Below are 16,969 nucleotides of genomic sequence, written 5' to 3'. Positions count from 1 at the left end.
AAATGGCAGGAGTAAAAGCCGCTGAGGTATCAGCAATTTTGAAAAAACAGTTATCAGGTTTTGAGGCTACCGCTTCTTTGGATGAAGTAGGTACCGTATTGCAAGTGGGGGATGGTATTGCCCGTGTTTACGGACTTTCCAATGCCCAGTACGGGGAGCTTGTGGAGTTTGATGGTGGCATGGAAGGTATCGTTCTTAACCTTGAGGAAGATAACGTAGGTGTGGTTTTGTTGGGTCCAACCAAGGAAATTGTGGAAGGAGCTACCGTAAAAAGAACACAACGTATCGCATCCATTAAAGTGGGTGAAGGAATTGTGGGCCGTGTGGTGGATACCTTGGGTAACCCTATCGATGGCAAAGGACCTATCGCTGGCGAAACCTATGAAATGCCCTTGGAGCGCAAAGCTCCTGGTGTAATTTTTAGACAACCTGTAAACGAACCTTTGCAGACCGGTATCAAGGCGATAGACGCTATGATTCCAGTAGGTCGTGGACAACGGGAGTTGGTTATTGGTGATAAACAAACAGGTAAAACCACCGTTTGTATCGATACCATCTTGAACCAGAAAGAATTTTACGATGCGGGTGAACCCGTTTACTGTATTTACGTAGCCGTTGGTCAGAAAGCATCTACGGTTGCTGCCATTGCCAAGACGTTGGAAGACAGGGGAGCTTTGGCGTACACCACTATCGTGGCGGCCAACGCATCTGACCCTGCTCCTATGCAGGTATATGCGCCTTTTGCTGGTGCAGCGATTGGGGAGTACTTCAGGGATACAGGTCGTCCTGCTTTGATCATCTATGATGATTTGTCAAAACAAGCGGTTGCCTATCGTGAAGTATCCTTGTTGTTGCGTAGACCTCCAGGACGTGAAGCTTACCCTGGTGACGTTTTCTACCTGCACTCAAGATTGTTGGAGCGTGCTGCAAAAGTGATTGGGGATGATGAGATTGCAAAAAACATGAACGACCTTCCAGAGGTGTTGAAACCAATGGTAAAAGGGGGAGGTTCATTGACAGCATTGCCTATTATTGAAACTCAAGCAGGTGACGTATCAGCGTATATCCCAACCAACGTAATTTCCATTACCGATGGTCAGATATTCTTGGAGCAAGATTTGTTCAACCAAGGGGTGCGTCCTGCGATCAACGTGGGTATTTCTGTATCTCGTGTAGGTGGTTCTGCGCAGATAAAATCTATGAAGAAAGTGGCCGGTACCTTGAAATTGGACCAAGCCCAGTTCCGTGAATTGGAAGCTTTTGCCAAGTTCGGTTCCGATTTGGATGCCGCTACCTTGAACGTCATTGAAAAAGGACGTAGAAACGTGGAAATCTTGAAACAAGGTCAGAACGATCCTTTCACCGTTGAAGACCAGGTGGCCATCATCTTTGCAGGTTCCAAGAACTTGTTGCGTGATGTTCCCGTGGACAAAGTAAAGGAATTTGAAAGAGATTACTTGGAGTTCTTGAATGCAAAGCACAGAGGCGTATTGGATAGCCTAAAGGCTGGTAAATTAACCGATGAGGTTACTGATACGTTGACTGCCGTTGCTAAAGACCTTTCAAGCAAGTATAAATAAGTTAAGAGTTCAGAGTGATGGGTTATGAGTAAATTGGAAAGTAGTCCCATAAGGATAAAAAGTTTTCAGTTTGCATGTGAAATTGTCCATTACTGTGATGTGCTAAAGAACAATAAAGATTTTGAGATAGCTTCTCAATTGTTAAGGAGTGGAACGAGTATAGGAGCAAATACTAGGGAAGCACAAAGAGGGGTTAGCACAAAAGATTTAATGGAAAAGTGTGAAGAGTTAATGCGTATTCTAGTTGCTATTATCAAAAACTCGTAACTCATCACTCCTAACCCATAACTATAACAAATGGCGAATCTAAAGGAAATACGGAATAGGATATCATCCATCTCTTCAACGATGCAGATTACCAGTGCCATGAAAATGGTTTCTGCTGCCAAGTTGAAGAAGGCCCAGGATGCCATCACGGCCATGCGTCCTTATGCAGACAAACTTACCGAGTTGTTGCAAGGGCTTAGTGCCAGTTTGGATGGTGACGCTGGAAGTGCATTTGCGGACAGCAGACCTATAAACAAGGTTTTGGTGGTGGCTATCACTTCCAACCGTGGTTTGTGCGGAGCGTTCAATTCCAACATCATCAAACAAAGCCGGACTTTGGTAGGGCAAACCTACGCTGGAAAGCAGGTGGATTTTGTGACCATTGGAAAGAAGGCCAACGATATTCTTCGTAAAAAGAATACCATCGTGGCCAACCACAGTGATGTTTATGATGATTTAACTTTTGATAACGTTGCTGAGATTGCCCAGTTTCTGATGGATCAATTTACCGAAGGCAAGTATGACCGAATCGACTTGGTGTACAACAAGTTCAAGAACGCAGCTACGCAGATTGTAATGACGGAGCAGTTTTTGCCTATAGCCATTTCTGAGGAGAATGGGTCCAATGTTTCCGACTACATTTTTGAGCCTTCAAAAGCCGAGATTGTGGAACAATTGATTCCAAAATCATTGAAGACCCAATTGTACAAGGCTATCCGGGACTCCTTTGCCAGTGAGCACGGTGCGCGTATGACGGCCATGCACAAAGCAACGGACAATGCCGCAGAGTTACGGTCTCAATTAAAATTGACGTACAACAAAGCGCGTCAAGCTGCCATTACCAATGAAATCCTTGAGATCGTTGGTGGTGCGGAAGCACTCAACAATTAATACAATTACATAAATAGTATATAAAAGCCGCTTATTTAGCGGCTTTTTTTGTCCACATATCTTTTTACAGTATTTGGACTAAAGCGTTTTATGTAACTTGTGGGCACCAATCAAAGGTTATAAAAGAGAACACACCTATTGAACCCACTTAAAAGGCTTTTTAAACAGACTTTTATCTATGGCCTGGCCACGGTGATGCCACGGGTCATTTCCTTTTTATTACTGCCCCTCTACACTTCGGTTTTTGAGAATGCGGCAGGATATGGGCAATACACCAACATTTACTCGTGGATTGCCATTTTCAATGTCTTTTTGGCCTATGGTATGGAAACTGCTTTTTTTCGGTTCTATCATAAAACAGACGACAAAAAAAGGATAGTATCCACTTCGTTAATATCCCTTTTAGCCTCATCCCTTTTGTTTTTGATAATTGCGCTGTCCTTGAAAGAATGGCTGTCCCAAGTAACCAATATTAATGCCGATTACCTTAAGTTCACCACCTATATTTTGGTGTTGGATGCCTTGGTCATTATTCCGTTTGCCTTGTTACGCGCACAGGAAAAGCCGATGAAATATGCGATACTGAAAACGGTCAATGTGGCTATCAATGTAGCGTTAAATGTTTTCTTTCTTCTTGCGTTGCCCAAAATGGCCCAAGAAGCTGAATCGGGGTTCTTCCAAGCCATTTATAAACCAGACTGGGAAATTCACTATGTATTACTGGCAAACGTAATTGCTAGCGGCATTACGCTATTGATTTTATTGCCTTCGTACTTTAAAGTGACTTACCAATTTGATACTGTTCTTTGGAAACAGATGCTAAAATATGCCGGTCCTGTAATGCTGGCGGGTGTGGCCTTTACCATCAATGAGGTTTTTGATAAAATTTTATTGACAGAAATGCTACCCAGTGATATTGCAGAGGCCGAAGTAGGTAAATATAGCGCATGCTATAAACTTGCCCTTTTTATGACCCTGTTCGGAACGGCCTTCCGAATGGGGGTGGAACCCTTTTTCTTCAGTCATGCCAAAACCGAAAAACCGCAAAAAACCTATGCCCAGATTACCAATTACTTTGTAATTCTGGGAAGCATCATCCTATTGGGAGTAGTGGTGTTCGTAGATGTATTGGCCAAGATTTTGTTGGGGAGTTCTATATATCGGGAAGCATTAGATGTGGTTCCCATCATTCTATTGGGTAGTTTTTGTTTGGGCATTTACCACAATCTGTCCGTATGGTACAAAGTAACGGACCAAACCAAGTTTGGAGCCTATATTTCATCCATAGGTGCTTTGATTACTTTGGTCATCAATGTAGGACTCATTCCAAAAATTGGCTATATGGCTTCAGCGCTGGCAACCCTATCGGCTTATGGAAGCATGATGCTCCTGTCCTATTTCTTCGGAAGAAAATACTACCCCGTACCCTACAACATGCGGAAAATAGTGTTCTACCTTGCTGTTTCAATTCTCTTTTCTGCCCTATCCTTCTACGTTTTTAATAGAAATTTAATAGCGGGCAGCCTACTTCTTTTGTTATTTTTGGGATTGATTTACAGAATGGAAGGAGATAATTTAAGAAGCATATTTTTAAAGCGTGAAGATTAAGATCATCAATAAGTCAAGCCATAAAATGCCTCATTATGAGACTTTGGCTTCGGCTGGAATGGATTTAAGGGCAAATATTGATTCCCCTATTGTATTAAAACCCTTGGAGCGGGCCATTGTCCCCACAGGAATTTTTATGGAATTGCCTATTGGCTATGAGGCCCAGGTACGACCACGGAGCGGGTTGGCAGCGAAGAAGGGCATCTCTGTACTGAATGCGCCCGGCACCATCGATGCGGATTATCGTGGAGAAGTAGGCGTGATTCTGGTAAACCTTTCCTCTGAAGAATTCACTGTAGCGAATGGTGAACGCATAGCCCAAATGGTCATTGCCAAACATGAACGAGCCGAATGGGAAGAAGTGGAATCCCTTTCAGAAACCGATAGAGGTGCTGGTGGATTTGGCAGCACAGGGACCAAATAATATTTCCTGCGAAGGCAGGAATCTCTTTGGGAAAAGATGCTGAACAAAATCTTCAGAGAAAAAGTTGCGCAAACACCATTGAAATTATGAAGCTTTGGAATGTTTATATAATGAGCAATAAACCAAATGGAGTGCTTTATATTGGCATTACGGATAATCTTGACGAAAGAGTGAAAGAGCATAAGTTAAAAGTCTATCCACAGTCTTTTACAGCTAAATACAATTGTGACAAATTAATGTATTTTGAAAAGTTTGAAAATGTGTAGGAGGCCCTAAAACGCGAAAAACAATTGAAGAAGTAGAAGAGAGAATGGAAAATCAATTTAGTGGAAGATTTTAATCCTAATTGGGTTGATATTAGTCTTAACTGGAAATTGAATTACAATAGAATAAGATGAACCTTGATAGACCAAGGGAGAATAAAAGTTTAACTACAAAAAAGAGACACCTGCCTGCGCAGGTGTGTGACTTATGAAAATAATCGTACCCATGGCGGGAAGAGGCTCCCGATTGAGACCTCATACGCTAACCATCCCAAAACCACTCATTCCCGTTGCAGGGAAACCCATTGTGCATCGTTTGGTGAGTGACATTGCCAAAGTGTTGGGCGAGCCTATCGATGAAGTCGCCTTTATTCTGGGTGATCCAGCTTTTTTTGGCGATGATGTTGTGGAAAGCTTGATGCAATTGGCGGAAGAGCTAGGTGCAAAAGGTTCAATTTATAGACAAGACCAGCCCTTGGGTACCGGACATGCCATTATGAGCGCCAAGGAATCGCTGAGTGGCCCTGCGGTAATCGCTTATGCGGACACATTGATTCGAGCTGATTTTGATCTGGATAAGTCTGCCGACAGTGTTATTTGGGTAAAACAGGTTAAAAATCCAGAAGCGTATGGTGTGGTCAAATTGAGCGAACAAAACCAGATTGTGGAACTCGTGGAAAAGCCTAAAGAGTTTGTATCTGATTTAGCGGTGATAGGAATCTACTACTTCAAAGATGTGGGCGTCCTTAAAAATGAGCTTCAATATGTATTGGACAACGAGATTACCCATGGTGGAGAATACCAAATCAATGATGGTATAAAGCGGATGATGGAAAAGGGCATGAAATTTGTTCCCGGTAAAGTGGATGAATGGATGGATTGCGGGAACAAAGATGTGACCGTGGAGACCAATCAGCGGATGTTGGATTTCTTGGAAAAAGACGGGGAAAATTTGATAGCCGCATCAATAAAACAAGAAAACGCAAATATTATTGAACCTTGTTTCATTGGGGAGAATGTAGTGATCAAAAATACAACGGTCGGACCGTATGTTTCTGTGGGATCCAATACTGTTTTGGAGAATTCCACTATTAAAAACAGTCTTATTCAAAGCAACAGTAAAATATACAACGCCAATCTGGATAATGCCATGATCGGCAATCATGTTGTTTTTAATGGTAATTTTGAAACTATAAGCATTGGGGATTATTCCGTTTTGGAATAATGGACTGTTTTTTGATGTGATGATTGATGTTTGAGATGGTATGAATGGAAAGTTTCTTCTTTGGATATGCGTGGTTGTGTCCGTGCTGACATGCTGTCCTAGTTATGCCCAAGAAAAAGTGAATTTGAATTTTCTTTTTGATGATTGGGTCATCTCGGACAAAGAATCTACTATCAAACAATTAATACTTAGAAAACCAAGTTTTACCGAAACATTATCAGAAGAAGATTTAAAAACAATCTACACTTTTCAAATCGGACAGGATTCAATAATCTGTACGAGTCACATAAAAAAGTATTCTGGGTGGATTTGTGGTTCACAGCCTATAAGTTCTATGAGAAGTACACCCAATAAGGAGATATGGTCTTTAAAATATCAAAGTAATCAACTAACGCGAGGATACTATTTTGGTAACGACGTAAGCCCCATTTATGCCAGTATATATAAAATAATTGGTCTAAATGACAACTATGTAAAGCTTCAATTGTTAGATGAGGTTTTTAATTAAGTAGTGTTTGAAATGAAGAAGAAGTTTTTTCTTTGGACAATTTTATCTGTGTTTGTTTCAACACATAGCATTACCATTGCCCAAGAAGAACAGGAAAGCGCCGAAGTTTACCTAGAAGAATACACCGATGAGTTTCAGGAAAACTTCTTTGAGGCGCTCAAGCAAAAAGGCATCCAAAACTATGATCGTGCTATTGATTTATTGCTGAAATGTAAGCAATTGGACCCCTCCAACAGTGTGGTGGATTATGAATTGGCCAAAGCCTATTCGCTGGATAAACAATATGTGCTTGCTCAAGAATATGCTGTTAAGGCCCTAAATGCAGAACCATCCGATTTTTGGTATTTGGACAACTTACTCCATGTATTGGAGATGCAAGGAAGCCCTTTGGAAGCAGTTAAACAGGATATCCCTTTCACCAACCAAAAACTGCAACAGAATTTGGCGCTGGGATATTTCAAAATGCGAAAATATACCGATGCCCTCAAAATTTTGGACGGAATGGGCAGCACCAAGTTTGCTGAAGAGTTGACCTCAAAAATCAATGATTCCCTTCAAATTAAAAATGAAAAGAAAGCGGTGTCACCTGTTGTCAACAAACCAAAAGAAGCAGATGACCCAACAGACCAATACCGAACACAGATAGAACAATTGCTTTCTGAATCAGAATTTGACCAAGCATTGACCGTTTCCAAAGAGGCCTTGGATTCGTATCCACTACAGCCCTATTTTTATTATGCATATGGAACGGCATTGAACAACACGGCCAACGCCAACAAAGCCATTGAGGTTTTGGAAAGTGGTCTGGATTATTTGTTGGATGATGACCAATTGGCCAACAAAATATACAGCGAACTGTCCAAAGCATACACGAGCATTGGTAATACCTCCAAAGCAAACGAATATTTGAACAAGATAAAACCGGGATTATGAAGATTGAGTTGAGATATTTTGGAAATCGGTTGTGGGTGTTGATTTTATCAATGCTGACACTGGGTGCTTGTAAAAGTACCAAGACGGTGACGGGTGGAGAGGTGGATGCACGCATGTCCGCAAAAAATATCATTGATAACCACTATACCAACCAACCCAACTTCAAGACCCTTAGCGGGCGCATTAAAATTGATTATTCCAATGGGGAGGAAAGCCAAGGGGTTAATGTCAGCCTTAGAATGGAAAAGGACAAGGTCATTTGGATGAGTGCCCCGCTGGGAATGGTAAAAGCTCATATTACACCGAATAAGGTGTCCTTTTATAACAAGCTTCAAAATGAATACTTTGATGGCGACTTTAGTTATTTGAGTCATGTTTTGGGAACCGAATTGGATTTTGAAAAAGTTCAAAACCTACTTTTGGGCAATGCTGTATTTGATTTAAGAAAGGAAAGATTCACCTCATCCGTAATTGAAGGTAATTATCAACTGAAACCCAAAAAGGCTCGGGATTTGTTCAAAATCCTATTTCAAGTCGAGCCCAGAAATTTTAAAATTGCCTCCCAGCAAATAGCACAACCAGATAGCTTACGACAACTGGAGGCAAAATATACCTATCAGAATGTTTCTGGGGGTGTGTTTCCTGATGAAATCAAGGTTTTGGCCGAGGATAAGGGAGAACTAACAACCATTGACCTTAGTTTTCGAAACTTGGAATTGAATAAATCCATGAGTTTTCCTTACAAAGTACCAAAGGGGTTTGATAAAATTACATTAAAGTAATATGATAAATAAAAATTCATATTGTCTTTACTATCTGATTTTTACGATTATAATTTCTTTTTCTGGTTACGCTCAGACCAGCGAACAAAAGGCACTTGAGGCCAAACGAGAACGGTTGCAGGAAGAGATCAAGGAAATCAATAGATTACTCTTTGCCGAACGCAAGGAAAAGGGGTCTATTTTAGATCAAATGGAGGCATTGGACAACAGAATCAATGTCCGCCAAGAGTTGATTCGTGTCACCAACCAACAATCAAATTTACTTAATAGGCAAATTAATGTCAACATCAGAAATATCAGTAAACTTCGGGAAGACTTGAATATTTTGAAGGAGGATTACGCCAATCTCATTCAAAAAACATATCAAAATAAGTCCCAAAGCAATAGATTGATGTTTTTGCTTTCCGCAGAAAACTTCTTCCAAGCCTTTAAACGGTTGCAATACATGCAACAGTATGCCAAACATCGGAAGAAACAAGGTGAAGGCATCATCAAAAAAACGGAAGAACTGGCACAACTAAACAAGGATTTGGTGGAGCAACGCAAACAAAAAGACCAACTTGTTGCCGAAAATACAAAAGCAAAGAACGAGCTGTCCAAAGAAGTGGAATCGCAAAGAGATCTTCTAAGGAGTGTTCGACAAAATGAAGCCCGGTACACCGCAGCGATAGCAGAAAAGCAAAATGAAGCCCGTAGAATTGAAAGGGAGATTGAGCGATTAATCAGGACGGCCATAGCCAGCTCCAATAAAAGTTCAGGGAAGAGCAACACCAGCAGCGCCAAATTTGCGCTCACTCCAGAAGCAAAATTGGTAGCGGATAATTTTTCGGCGAATAAAGGACGACTGATTTGGCCCGTTGAAAAAGGAATTAAAAGCCAAGGCTATGGGGAATACGCGGACAAATTGTATCCCGGCATAAAACACCGCAACAATGGCGTAACCATCACTACTGACAAGGGCGGTAAGGCCAGGGCGATTTTTGAAGGTGAGGTAATCGCTATATTCTCTGTTCCAGGAGGTGGTAGGGCCGTGGCTTTAAAACACGGAAATTATATTAGCACGTACTATAATTTGTCTACATTATATGTTGAAAAAGGAGCTAAGGTAGCTACTAAAGAAATGTTGGGCGAAATAAATACCAATCGGTCTGACGGCACCACAAAAATGAAATTCTATTTATACCAAGATTCCAATCGGCTGAATCCGGAGGATTGGATTTATCAATTATAACACATGAAAAAAATCACCAACCTACAAGGAACATTTGAATTGAACAACGGTGTGCAAATGCCCTATTTTGGTCTTGGAGTTTGGCAGTCCGAAGAAGGCCAAGAGGTCATCAACGCAGTGCAATATGCCTTGGAAGCAGGTTATCGACACATAGATACAGCCGCAATTTACAAAAATGAAGAGGGTGTTGGAAAGGCAATTGCGGATAGCTCGGTGGATAGAAAGGATGTATTTATAACCAGCAAGGTGTGGAACTCTGACCAAGGCTATGATAACACCTTAAAAGCTTTTGATGCAAGTCTGAAAAGATTGAATATGGATTATCTTGATCTCTACTTGGTCCATTGGCCTGGAAAGGATAAGTTCAAAGACACTTGGAAGGCATTGGAACGACTTTATAAGGAAAAAAGGGTGAGGGCCATCGGGATAAGCAACTTTTTACAACATCATATAGAAGATTTGCTCCTAGAAGCTGAAGTGGTACCCATGGTCAACCAAATGGAATTTCATCCCTATTTGGTTCAACAGGACCTTATTGATTTTTGTACACAAAAAGGGATTCAATACGAAGCTTGGTCTCCAATGATGCAAGGCAATATTTTTGGAATTGATCTATTGAAAGACATGGCCGAAAAGTATGGTAAATCCATTGCACAGATCGTACTTCGCTGGGACCTGCAAAAAGGTGTTGTTACCATACCCAAATCTGTAAAGAAAGAGCGTATAATAGGCAATGCCCAAATATTTGATTTTGAATTAGCACCTGAGGATGTACAAATTTTGGATTCAATGGACAAATCCCACAGATTTGGGCCAGACCCTAATACGTTTAATCTGGGCTTTGACGCTTAAAGGAAAAGGGCCTTCAATTCTGTAGCTTCAGAAGGTTTCAACTTTCCAGCTAACACCAAGCTTAACTGCTTGCGTCTAAGGGCCGCGGCAAAACGTTCCTTTTCCAAATCAGTTTCAGGCTCCAAAGGAGGAACTTCTGTGGGTTTTCCAGTATCATCCACGGCCACAAAAGTGTAAATGGCCTCATTGGCCTTGGTGCGCTCTCCTGTGAATCTGTCCTCGATCCAAACATCAATAAAAATTTCCATGGAGGTTTTGAACGCACGGGAAACAGCAGCTTCCACGGTCACCACACTTCCCAAAGGTACAGCTCGATTAAAAGCTACGTGGTTCACCGAAGCGGTCACCGTAATCCTTCTACTGTGCCTACGGGCCGAAATACTGGCCGCACGGTCCATACGGGCCAAGAGTTCCCCACCAAAAAGATTGTTCAAAGGGTTGGTTTCGCTGGGGAGTACCAAATCGGTCATTACCGTTCGTGATTCACTGGGTGTTTTAGCGCGCATACCTTGTAATTTTGCGCAAAGATATTGAAGTGCGGTATCGTTTTAAAGAAAAGAAGGGTTATTTCTCAGAAAGCAACCATGCATCACGGGATTCGGTAGCTTTTACTTTTCTCAAGAAAACCAAAGCATCTTTGGGATCCTCAAAGCTATCATAAGCCACTTGGTGAAGCCCATATTTGTTTACGCCTAAATAAAAGGCACTAAACCCTTTTTCCTTGAGTTGAGCAACTCGCTTATCAGCATTTTCTTCCATTCGATAAGCACCAGCGATGACATGGTGTTTGCCCAATTGTTTTTTGCTAACATTTATGTTGATGGCCGGAAGTTCCAAAGGATCACTTTCAAAGAAAGTGGCTTCCTGAATCAAACGGGAAACCTCTTGTTGGGCATCTTGTTGGGCGGCTACCTCCTTTTGCTGAAGATCACCATAGGTTCGGTATGAGGTTACACCCAAAGAAATGGCCAAAAGGAAGATGGCGGCATATTTTAGCCAAGGTCTAAATGAAGTCTCTTCGCGTTTTTCTGGAGTGATGATAAATGGAATCTTTTCTTCCAGTACCTCAACTTCCTCTTTCAATACCTCACGCTGTATCGGTGTTGCCGCAAAGGAGGACAATCCAAAAGACGAAGTCAAATAATTGACCCGGTTCTCTGGTTGAAATTGAATGCGTTGTTCTCGGTTGAGCCAGAGTTTTCCGATTCCAAAAAGTTCCAGACTCTCACCAAGCTCCAATTTTTTGTTCCACTCTTCAGCTACACCTTCCACTTCCTGGAGCAATTCTTCATAGCCCAACTTTTTTTCCTTAGCGATATGCGATACCAATAACCCATCATTTTTGGACAATTGGGCATTAAAGGAAATCGACTTGGTAGGAGGAAGAAGGGTGTTTGTAGTTGCATCGATTTCTGCGGATTTTCCATGCGCCAAGAAAGCCCCAAAACCGGGAACTACGACACAATTATATTCAAACAGGAGTTTTTCTATGTAGGAGTCAATCCGCATAGCCACAAATATTGTAAAAAAAGCAAGAGCACAAAATAAGCAGGATAACTTTTTATTAACATTTGAAAATCTGTATTTTGTGGACAACTTTGACGCCCAAATCAAATGACTGAACCTGAAATTATTGCGGCGCTGCGCTTGCAGGCCATCCCAAATATTGGGGATGTTACCGCAAAAAAATTAATTGCACATTGTGGCAGTCCAACGGCTGTTTTTGAATAAAAAAAGCAACACCTTTTAAAAATTGATGGGGTAGGGAGATTCACTTTGAACGGACTGTATGATTCTGCGTATTTGGATAAGGCCGAAATGGAGTATCAGTTTATATCCAAAGAAAATATTGCCGTATCCTACTTTATGGACGAAGACTATCCCTACTACCTGAAGCATTGTGCGGATGGTCCCATCTTACTTTTTCAAAGGGGGGATATTAATCTCAATCAAAAAAAGATCATTAGTGTGGTGGGCACCCGAAACATTACCAACTACGGGAGTACATTTTGCGAAGCATTTATTGAGGAGATTGCCCCATTGAACCCCATTATCGTAAGTGGATTTGCCTATGGGGTGGACATCACCATCCAAAAAGCGGCTATAAATCATGGATTACAAACTATAGGCTGTTTGGCGCATGGTCTGAATCAAATTTATCCGAAAGCACATAAAAAATTTGCCTCGAAAATGGAACAGAACGGTGGGTTTCTTACTGAATTTTGGAGTACCAGCAACCCTGACCGGGAAAACTTCCTAAAACGCAATCGGATTATCGCTGGAATCAGTGAGGCCACCTTGGTGGTAGAATCAGCTGAAAAAGGAGGCAGTTTGGTCACCGCGGATTTGGCCAATGGGTATAATAGAGAAGTGTTTGCCGTGCCGGGGAGATACTCCGACAAATTCAGTAAAGGCTGCAATGATCTTATAAAGCGACAAAAAGCCCATTTATTAACATCAGCAGCAGAGCTGGTTTATCTTTTGGGATGGGATTTAGAGGAGAAAAAGGAGGAACCTGCAGTGCAAAAGCAGTTGTTCATCGAGTTGGATGAAACAGAACAGTCAATCTACTCGTACTTGCAGTTGAACGGGAAACAACTATTGGACACCGTGGCTTTGGCATGTAATCTGCCCATTTTTAAAACCTCCTCCACACTTTTGGGCATGGAAATGAAGGGTGTGATCCGTCCATTACCCGGTAAGTTGTTTGAAGCAATCTGAATTATGAATTGAAATGTCATTCTGAGTGAAACGAAGAATCTATTAAAAGACCAAATGTATATAGAAGGGTGGCATACGTACTATGTTTACATTTTAACGAACAGGAATAAGACTGTTTTGTATACTGGCGTGACCAATAATCTATCAAGGCGATTATTGGAGCATAAGAAGAATATTCAATTGATGAAAAAAACTTTTGCCGCCAAGTACAAATGCAAGCACTTGCTCTATTATGAAAAGTATACCTGGGTGCAAGATGCCATTACTCGTGAAAAGGAAATAAAAGGTTGGATTAGGGCAAAAAAGTTGGAACTAATAAAAACAGCGAATCCAAATATGGATTTTTTGGAAGGGAAATTTCTTTTTAAATAAGAATGTCATGCTGAGCGCCCACCTGACTGGACGGGCAGGCAGCGAAGCATCTCTGCCGTATGTATTATGTGGGATTCTTCGTCTTCGCGTTGCTTCGATTCAGAATGACAATTGCTATCGTATTTACAGTTTGTCATGCTGAGCATAGCGAAGCATCTCTAAAATGTCTGTAGTATATATTACATGAGATTCTTCACCTCCGCGTGGCTTCGGTTCAGAATGACAAAAAGGAGGATTAGTACCCCAATTTCTCCCGTACCCTTTCTAGCACCCCATTGGCCACTTTTTTAGCTTTTTCGGCACCAACGGCAAGGGCTTCATCCACCTCGTTCAAGTTATCCATGTAGTAGTCGAACTTTTCGCGGGGTTCTTGGTATTTTTCCAGAATAAGCTCGTACAAGGCCTGTTTGGCATGCCCGTACCCATAATTTCCTGCTAAATAATTGGCACTCATTTCCTCAATCTGCTCTTGGTTGGCCAACAGTTTATAAAGAGCAAATACATTATCATTGCTTGGGTCTTTGGGTTCTTCCATGGGCGTGCTGTCCGTAACAATACCCATAATCTGTTTGCGTAACTTTTTATCTGGTTGAAAAATGTTGATAAGGTTTCCACGGCTTTTGCTCATTTTTTCACCATCGGTTCCCGGAACATACATGGTTTGTTCATGCACTTTGGCCTCGGGTATCACAAAGGTTTCTCCCATTTGATTATGGAAACGGGCGGCCACATCTCGGGTCATTTCCAAATGTTGGAGTTGGTCTTTCCCTACGGGAACTATATCGGCATCATATAACAAAATATCTGCGGCCATAAGCATGGGATAGGTGAACAGTCCGGCATTCACATCTTCCAAGCGGTCTGCCTTGTCCTTAAAGGAGTGGGCTAAGGTCAACCGCTGGTAAGGGAAAAAGCAACTCAGGTACCAAGCCAATTCCGCCGTTTGAGGCACATCGCTTTGGCGATAAAAAACCGTTTTGTCAATATCCAAACCAAAGGCCAACCAAGCCGATGCAATGGCATAGGTATTGCTTCGCAAAAGTTCCCCATCTTTAATTTGGGTAAGGGAATGCATATCCGCAATAAAAAGAAACGAATCGTTTTTGGGATTTTGCGCCATTTCAATGGCAGGTTGGATTGCTCCCAAGATATTTCCCAAGTGGGGCGTTCCAGTACTTTGGATTCCGGTCAGAATTCGGGCCATGCTTAAATTTTGTCCGTAAAAGTAAGCAACCACGTTCTATAAAAAAAAAAGTTGAAACGGCTACTTTTATACCGTTAGTCGAAGGTTGAACATTCTTTGTTTCCAAAGCCGTGCAAAAAAGCTACTTTTAGTGTATGTTCCGTATCATAAAAAGCATAGGTCAGGTGTTGTACCGGGTTTGGTTTTATCTGCTTGTGGCCATTCCCATTTTTGTGTTTTTTCCCATTTTGTTGCTTTTGACCTTTTCGGAACAAACCTATCCCCAATTTTTTTGGACGGCAAGGAACTTTTGGGCCAAACCCATATTGTACGGGATGGGTTGTATTCCCAAAATAGAACGGGAGCAACATATGGAAAAAGGCAAAAGCTATATGTTGGTGGCCAACCATGCCAGTATGTTGGATATTATGTTGATGCTGGTGGTGAGCAAAAACCCGTTCGTATTTGTGGGAAAAAAAGAGTTAGTGAAAATTCCCGTTTTTGGATTTTTCTACAAACGGGTGTGCATTATGGTGGATAGGGATAATATTAAAAGCCGAACAGGAGTGTACAGGCGGGCACAACGAAGATTGGATCAAGGATTGAGTATTTGCATATTTCCTGAAGGAGGTGTGCCCGAAGAACACGTTGTTTTGGATGAATTTAAGGATGGAGCCTTTAAAATGGCCATTGCCCATAAGATTCCTGTGGTGCCCATTACCTTTTATGATAATAAGGAGCGATTTTCATTTACTTTTTTTAGCGGAGGGCCCGGAAGGATTCGTGCCAAAGTGCATCGATTCTTTGAAACGGGAATTCTTTCAGAAGAAGACAAATCAACGCTTAGGGAAGAAGTAAGAGAGGTTATATTGAATGAACTCATAGGTTGAGGTTGGGAAGTTTTATGGAGATCCTACTCTCATATAGCTCATTATTGTCCGTAATGGAAACATCATTGGTGATATGGTAGTTTTTTACTGCATTTAGAAGCCTTACATGATCCTGCCATTTTAAAATTCCTTCCCTGTATTCGGGTTCGCTGGCTATGTTGGAACCTGTGCTTGGACGTTGGTGATGAACATTTATGGTAACAGCACTTTCTGAGACTGCAAAGGCAACATCAAAAACATGGTCTTTTTCAGTGTTTGACATGGCTTTCTCTATGATGTTTTCAAAAAGGGTCTGGATTATAAAAGAAGGAATAATGGCATCGTTCATCAGCTTTGGACTCGACTCGGTGTTGATGGAATATTCAAACCAGCCATCATACCGAAGTTTTTGAAGTTTGAGATAGCCATGTAGCATCTCTATTTCCTCGGACAGAACAGCGGTATCATGCTCTATGCGCTTTAGATAAAACCGGATTAGCTTACTGAATGTAGACAAGTAGTCCATAGCCATTCTTTTTTCTTCGGAGGCAACAAAATATTGAATGGCGTTTAAAGCATTGAACACAAAATGCGGGTTCATCTGTGAGTTCAAGGCTTTTAGTTTCAGTTCCAGCATTTCTTCCTTTATTTTATAAAGTCGGTCCTGTTCGTCCAATAGGGCTCTTGTAGCCCGAACACTTTTGATCTTTATGGCACAAATGGATGCTATGGCCGAAAGCATTTTTAGATGATGTGGATTAAAGAAGTCCACTTGGGGATGTTCACAATCGATTACCCCATAAATAGTATTTTCAAAGGTAATGGGCACACAGATTTCCGAGAGTCGTAACTCATCATCCTTAATATATCGGAGATCCATGGAAGTGTCATTTACAATTTCAGCCACACCGGTCTTTGCCACATGGCCGGTTATTCCTTCCCCAATGGAAATTTCAACCGGCTTATACAAGGTCTGATCCTTTGGATTTTTAGGGCCGTAAGCCGCTTTTTGAATCAGTAGGTTGTTGTCGTGATCAATGAGGTAGATCACACAATCCACAAAACCCAACTTTGAAATGCAGTTTTTGGCAAGGTCCCACAAAATTTCATCCTCATTTTCTTTGCCCAGCAACGATTTTGAAAAGTAAATAAGGATATCTTCGAACTGCTTGTTTTTCAAGATGATACGATTTGAAAATGAAATGTAAAGTAATAAATTTTATATAATGTTCTTTTACTTGCATGCTGATTGCCATGCGT

The 16,969-nt window shown here is 41.4% G+C and carries 17 protein-coding genes and 1 pseudogene; 14 read left to right on the top strand and 4 right to left on the bottom strand.

The annotated features are described in order from the left end of the window. Positions 1-2: 2 nt before the first annotated feature. The 11 genes from atpA (at position 3) to J0X14_RS01385 (ending at position 10,564) form a co-directional block, all read left to right on the top strand. Positions 3-1,580 (top strand): F0F1 ATP synthase subunit alpha, encoded by a 1,578-nt coding sequence (gene atpA, locus J0X14_RS01435; RefSeq protein ID WP_207095981.1) that lies wholly within the window; start codon positions 3-5, stop codon positions 1,578-1,580. A gap of 24 nt (positions 1,581-1,604) precedes the next feature. Next, positions 1,605-1,847, top strand: a complete 243-nt coding sequence (locus J0X14_RS01430) for a four helix bundle protein (RefSeq protein ID WP_207095980.1) — start codon at positions 1,605-1,607, stop codon at positions 1,845-1,847. Between the two features lie 30 nt (positions 1,848-1,877). Next, positions 1,878-2,738, top strand: coding sequence for an ATP synthase F1 subunit gamma (gene atpG / locus J0X14_RS01425; RefSeq protein WP_207095979.1), 861 nt, complete (start codon positions 1,878-1,880; stop codon positions 2,736-2,738). A gap of 138 nt (positions 2,739-2,876) precedes the next feature. Then, the gene (locus J0X14_RS01420) at positions 2,877-4,346 is read left to right on the top strand and encodes a lipopolysaccharide biosynthesis protein (protein ID WP_207095978.1); all 1,470 of its coding nucleotides are present in this window, start codon (positions 2,877-2,879) and stop codon (positions 4,344-4,346) included. Continuing rightward, a complete protein-coding gene (gene dut / locus J0X14_RS01415) occupies positions 4,336-4,770 on the top strand; it encodes a dUTP diphosphatase (protein WP_207095977.1) in 435 nt (144 codons plus the stop codon). The genes J0X14_RS01420 and dut overlap by 11 nt, the downstream gene beginning before the upstream one ends. Before the next feature lie 86 nt (positions 4,771-4,856). Further along, positions 4,857-5,036, top strand: a complete 180-nt coding sequence (locus tag J0X14_RS19165) for a GIY-YIG nuclease family protein (RefSeq protein ID WP_317194421.1) — start codon at positions 4,857-4,859, stop codon at positions 5,034-5,036. Between the two features lie 205 nt (positions 5,037-5,241). Further along, complete coding sequence (locus J0X14_RS01405) at positions 5,242-6,258, top strand: sugar phosphate nucleotidyltransferase (RefSeq protein WP_207095976.1); 1,017 nt, start codon at positions 5,242-5,244, stop codon at positions 6,256-6,258. Positions 6,259-6,778: 520 nt separating this feature from the next. Next, on the top strand, positions 6,779-7,699 hold the full coding sequence (locus tag J0X14_RS01400; RefSeq protein ID WP_207095975.1) for a tetratricopeptide repeat protein: 921 nt from the start codon (positions 6,779-6,781) through the stop codon (positions 7,697-7,699). Then, positions 7,696-8,481: a DUF4292 domain-containing protein gene (locus J0X14_RS01395; RefSeq protein WP_242527885.1), complete on the top strand. Its 786-nt coding sequence runs from the start codon at positions 7,696-7,698 to the stop codon at positions 8,479-8,481. The genes J0X14_RS01400 and J0X14_RS01395 overlap by 4 nt, the downstream gene beginning before the upstream one ends. A 1-nt stretch (position 8,482) precedes the next feature. Continuing rightward, positions 8,483-9,712: a murein hydrolase activator EnvC family protein gene (locus J0X14_RS01390; protein ID WP_207095974.1), complete on the top strand. Its 1,230-nt coding sequence runs from the start codon at positions 8,483-8,485 to the stop codon at positions 9,710-9,712. Between the two features lie 3 nt (positions 9,713-9,715). Further along, positions 9,716-10,564, top strand: coding sequence for an aldo/keto reductase (locus J0X14_RS01385; protein ID WP_207095973.1), 849 nt, complete (start codon positions 9,716-9,718; stop codon positions 10,562-10,564). Here J0X14_RS01385 and J0X14_RS01380 read toward each other — a convergent pair. Further along, positions 10,561-11,070 (bottom strand): acyl-CoA thioesterase, encoded by a 510-nt coding sequence (locus J0X14_RS01380; RefSeq protein ID WP_207095972.1) that lies wholly within the window; start codon positions 11,068-11,070, stop codon positions 10,561-10,563. The genes J0X14_RS01385 and J0X14_RS01380 overlap by 4 nt on opposite strands. A gap of 58 nt (positions 11,071-11,128) precedes the next feature. Then, positions 11,129-12,073, bottom strand: a complete 945-nt coding sequence (locus tag J0X14_RS01375; RefSeq protein ID WP_207095971.1) for an SPOR domain-containing protein — start codon at positions 12,071-12,073, stop codon at positions 11,129-11,131. Positions 12,074-12,178: 105 nt separating this feature from the next. Here J0X14_RS01375 and dprA point away from each other — a divergent pair. Both dprA and J0X14_RS01365 read left to right on the top strand, forming a co-directional pair. Further along, positions 12,179-13,285: pseudogene (dprA, locus tag J0X14_RS01370) on the top strand (DNA-processing protein DprA). 54 nt (positions 13,286-13,339) lie between these two features. Next, positions 13,340-13,657 carry a GIY-YIG nuclease family protein gene (locus J0X14_RS01365; protein ID WP_207095970.1) on the top strand — a complete coding sequence of 106 codons (318 nt, stop codon included), beginning with the start codon at positions 13,340-13,342 and terminating at the stop codon, positions 13,655-13,657. A 235-nt stretch (positions 13,658-13,892) separates the two neighbouring features. On the opposite strand, the gene trpS is transcribed toward J0X14_RS01365, so the two are convergent. Further along, a complete protein-coding gene (trpS, locus tag J0X14_RS01360; RefSeq protein WP_207095969.1) occupies positions 13,893-14,861 on the bottom strand; it encodes a tryptophan--tRNA ligase in 969 nt (322 codons plus the stop codon). Between the two features lie 134 nt (positions 14,862-14,995). On the opposite strand from trpS, the gene J0X14_RS01355 reads away from it, so the two are divergent. Further along, positions 14,996-15,730 (top strand): lysophospholipid acyltransferase family protein, encoded by a 735-nt coding sequence (locus J0X14_RS01355; protein ID WP_207095968.1) that lies wholly within the window; start codon positions 14,996-14,998, stop codon positions 15,728-15,730. Here the strand turns inward: J0X14_RS01355 and J0X14_RS01350 are convergent. Then, positions 15,720-16,889, bottom strand: a complete 1,170-nt coding sequence (locus tag J0X14_RS01350; RefSeq protein WP_242527884.1) for a histidine kinase — start codon at positions 16,887-16,889, stop codon at positions 15,720-15,722. The two genes, J0X14_RS01355 and J0X14_RS01350, sit on opposite strands and share 11 nt — an antisense overlap. Between the last annotated feature and the right edge of the window lie 80 nt (positions 16,890-16,969).

This window comes from Allomuricauda sp. CAU 1633 (assembly GCF_017313225.1).
Lineage (GTDB): Bacteria > Bacteroidota > Bacteroidia > Flavobacteriales > Flavobacteriaceae > Flagellimonas.
Note: the sequence above shows the minus strand (reverse complement) of the source record. Positions and strands in the feature narration are given on the sequence as shown.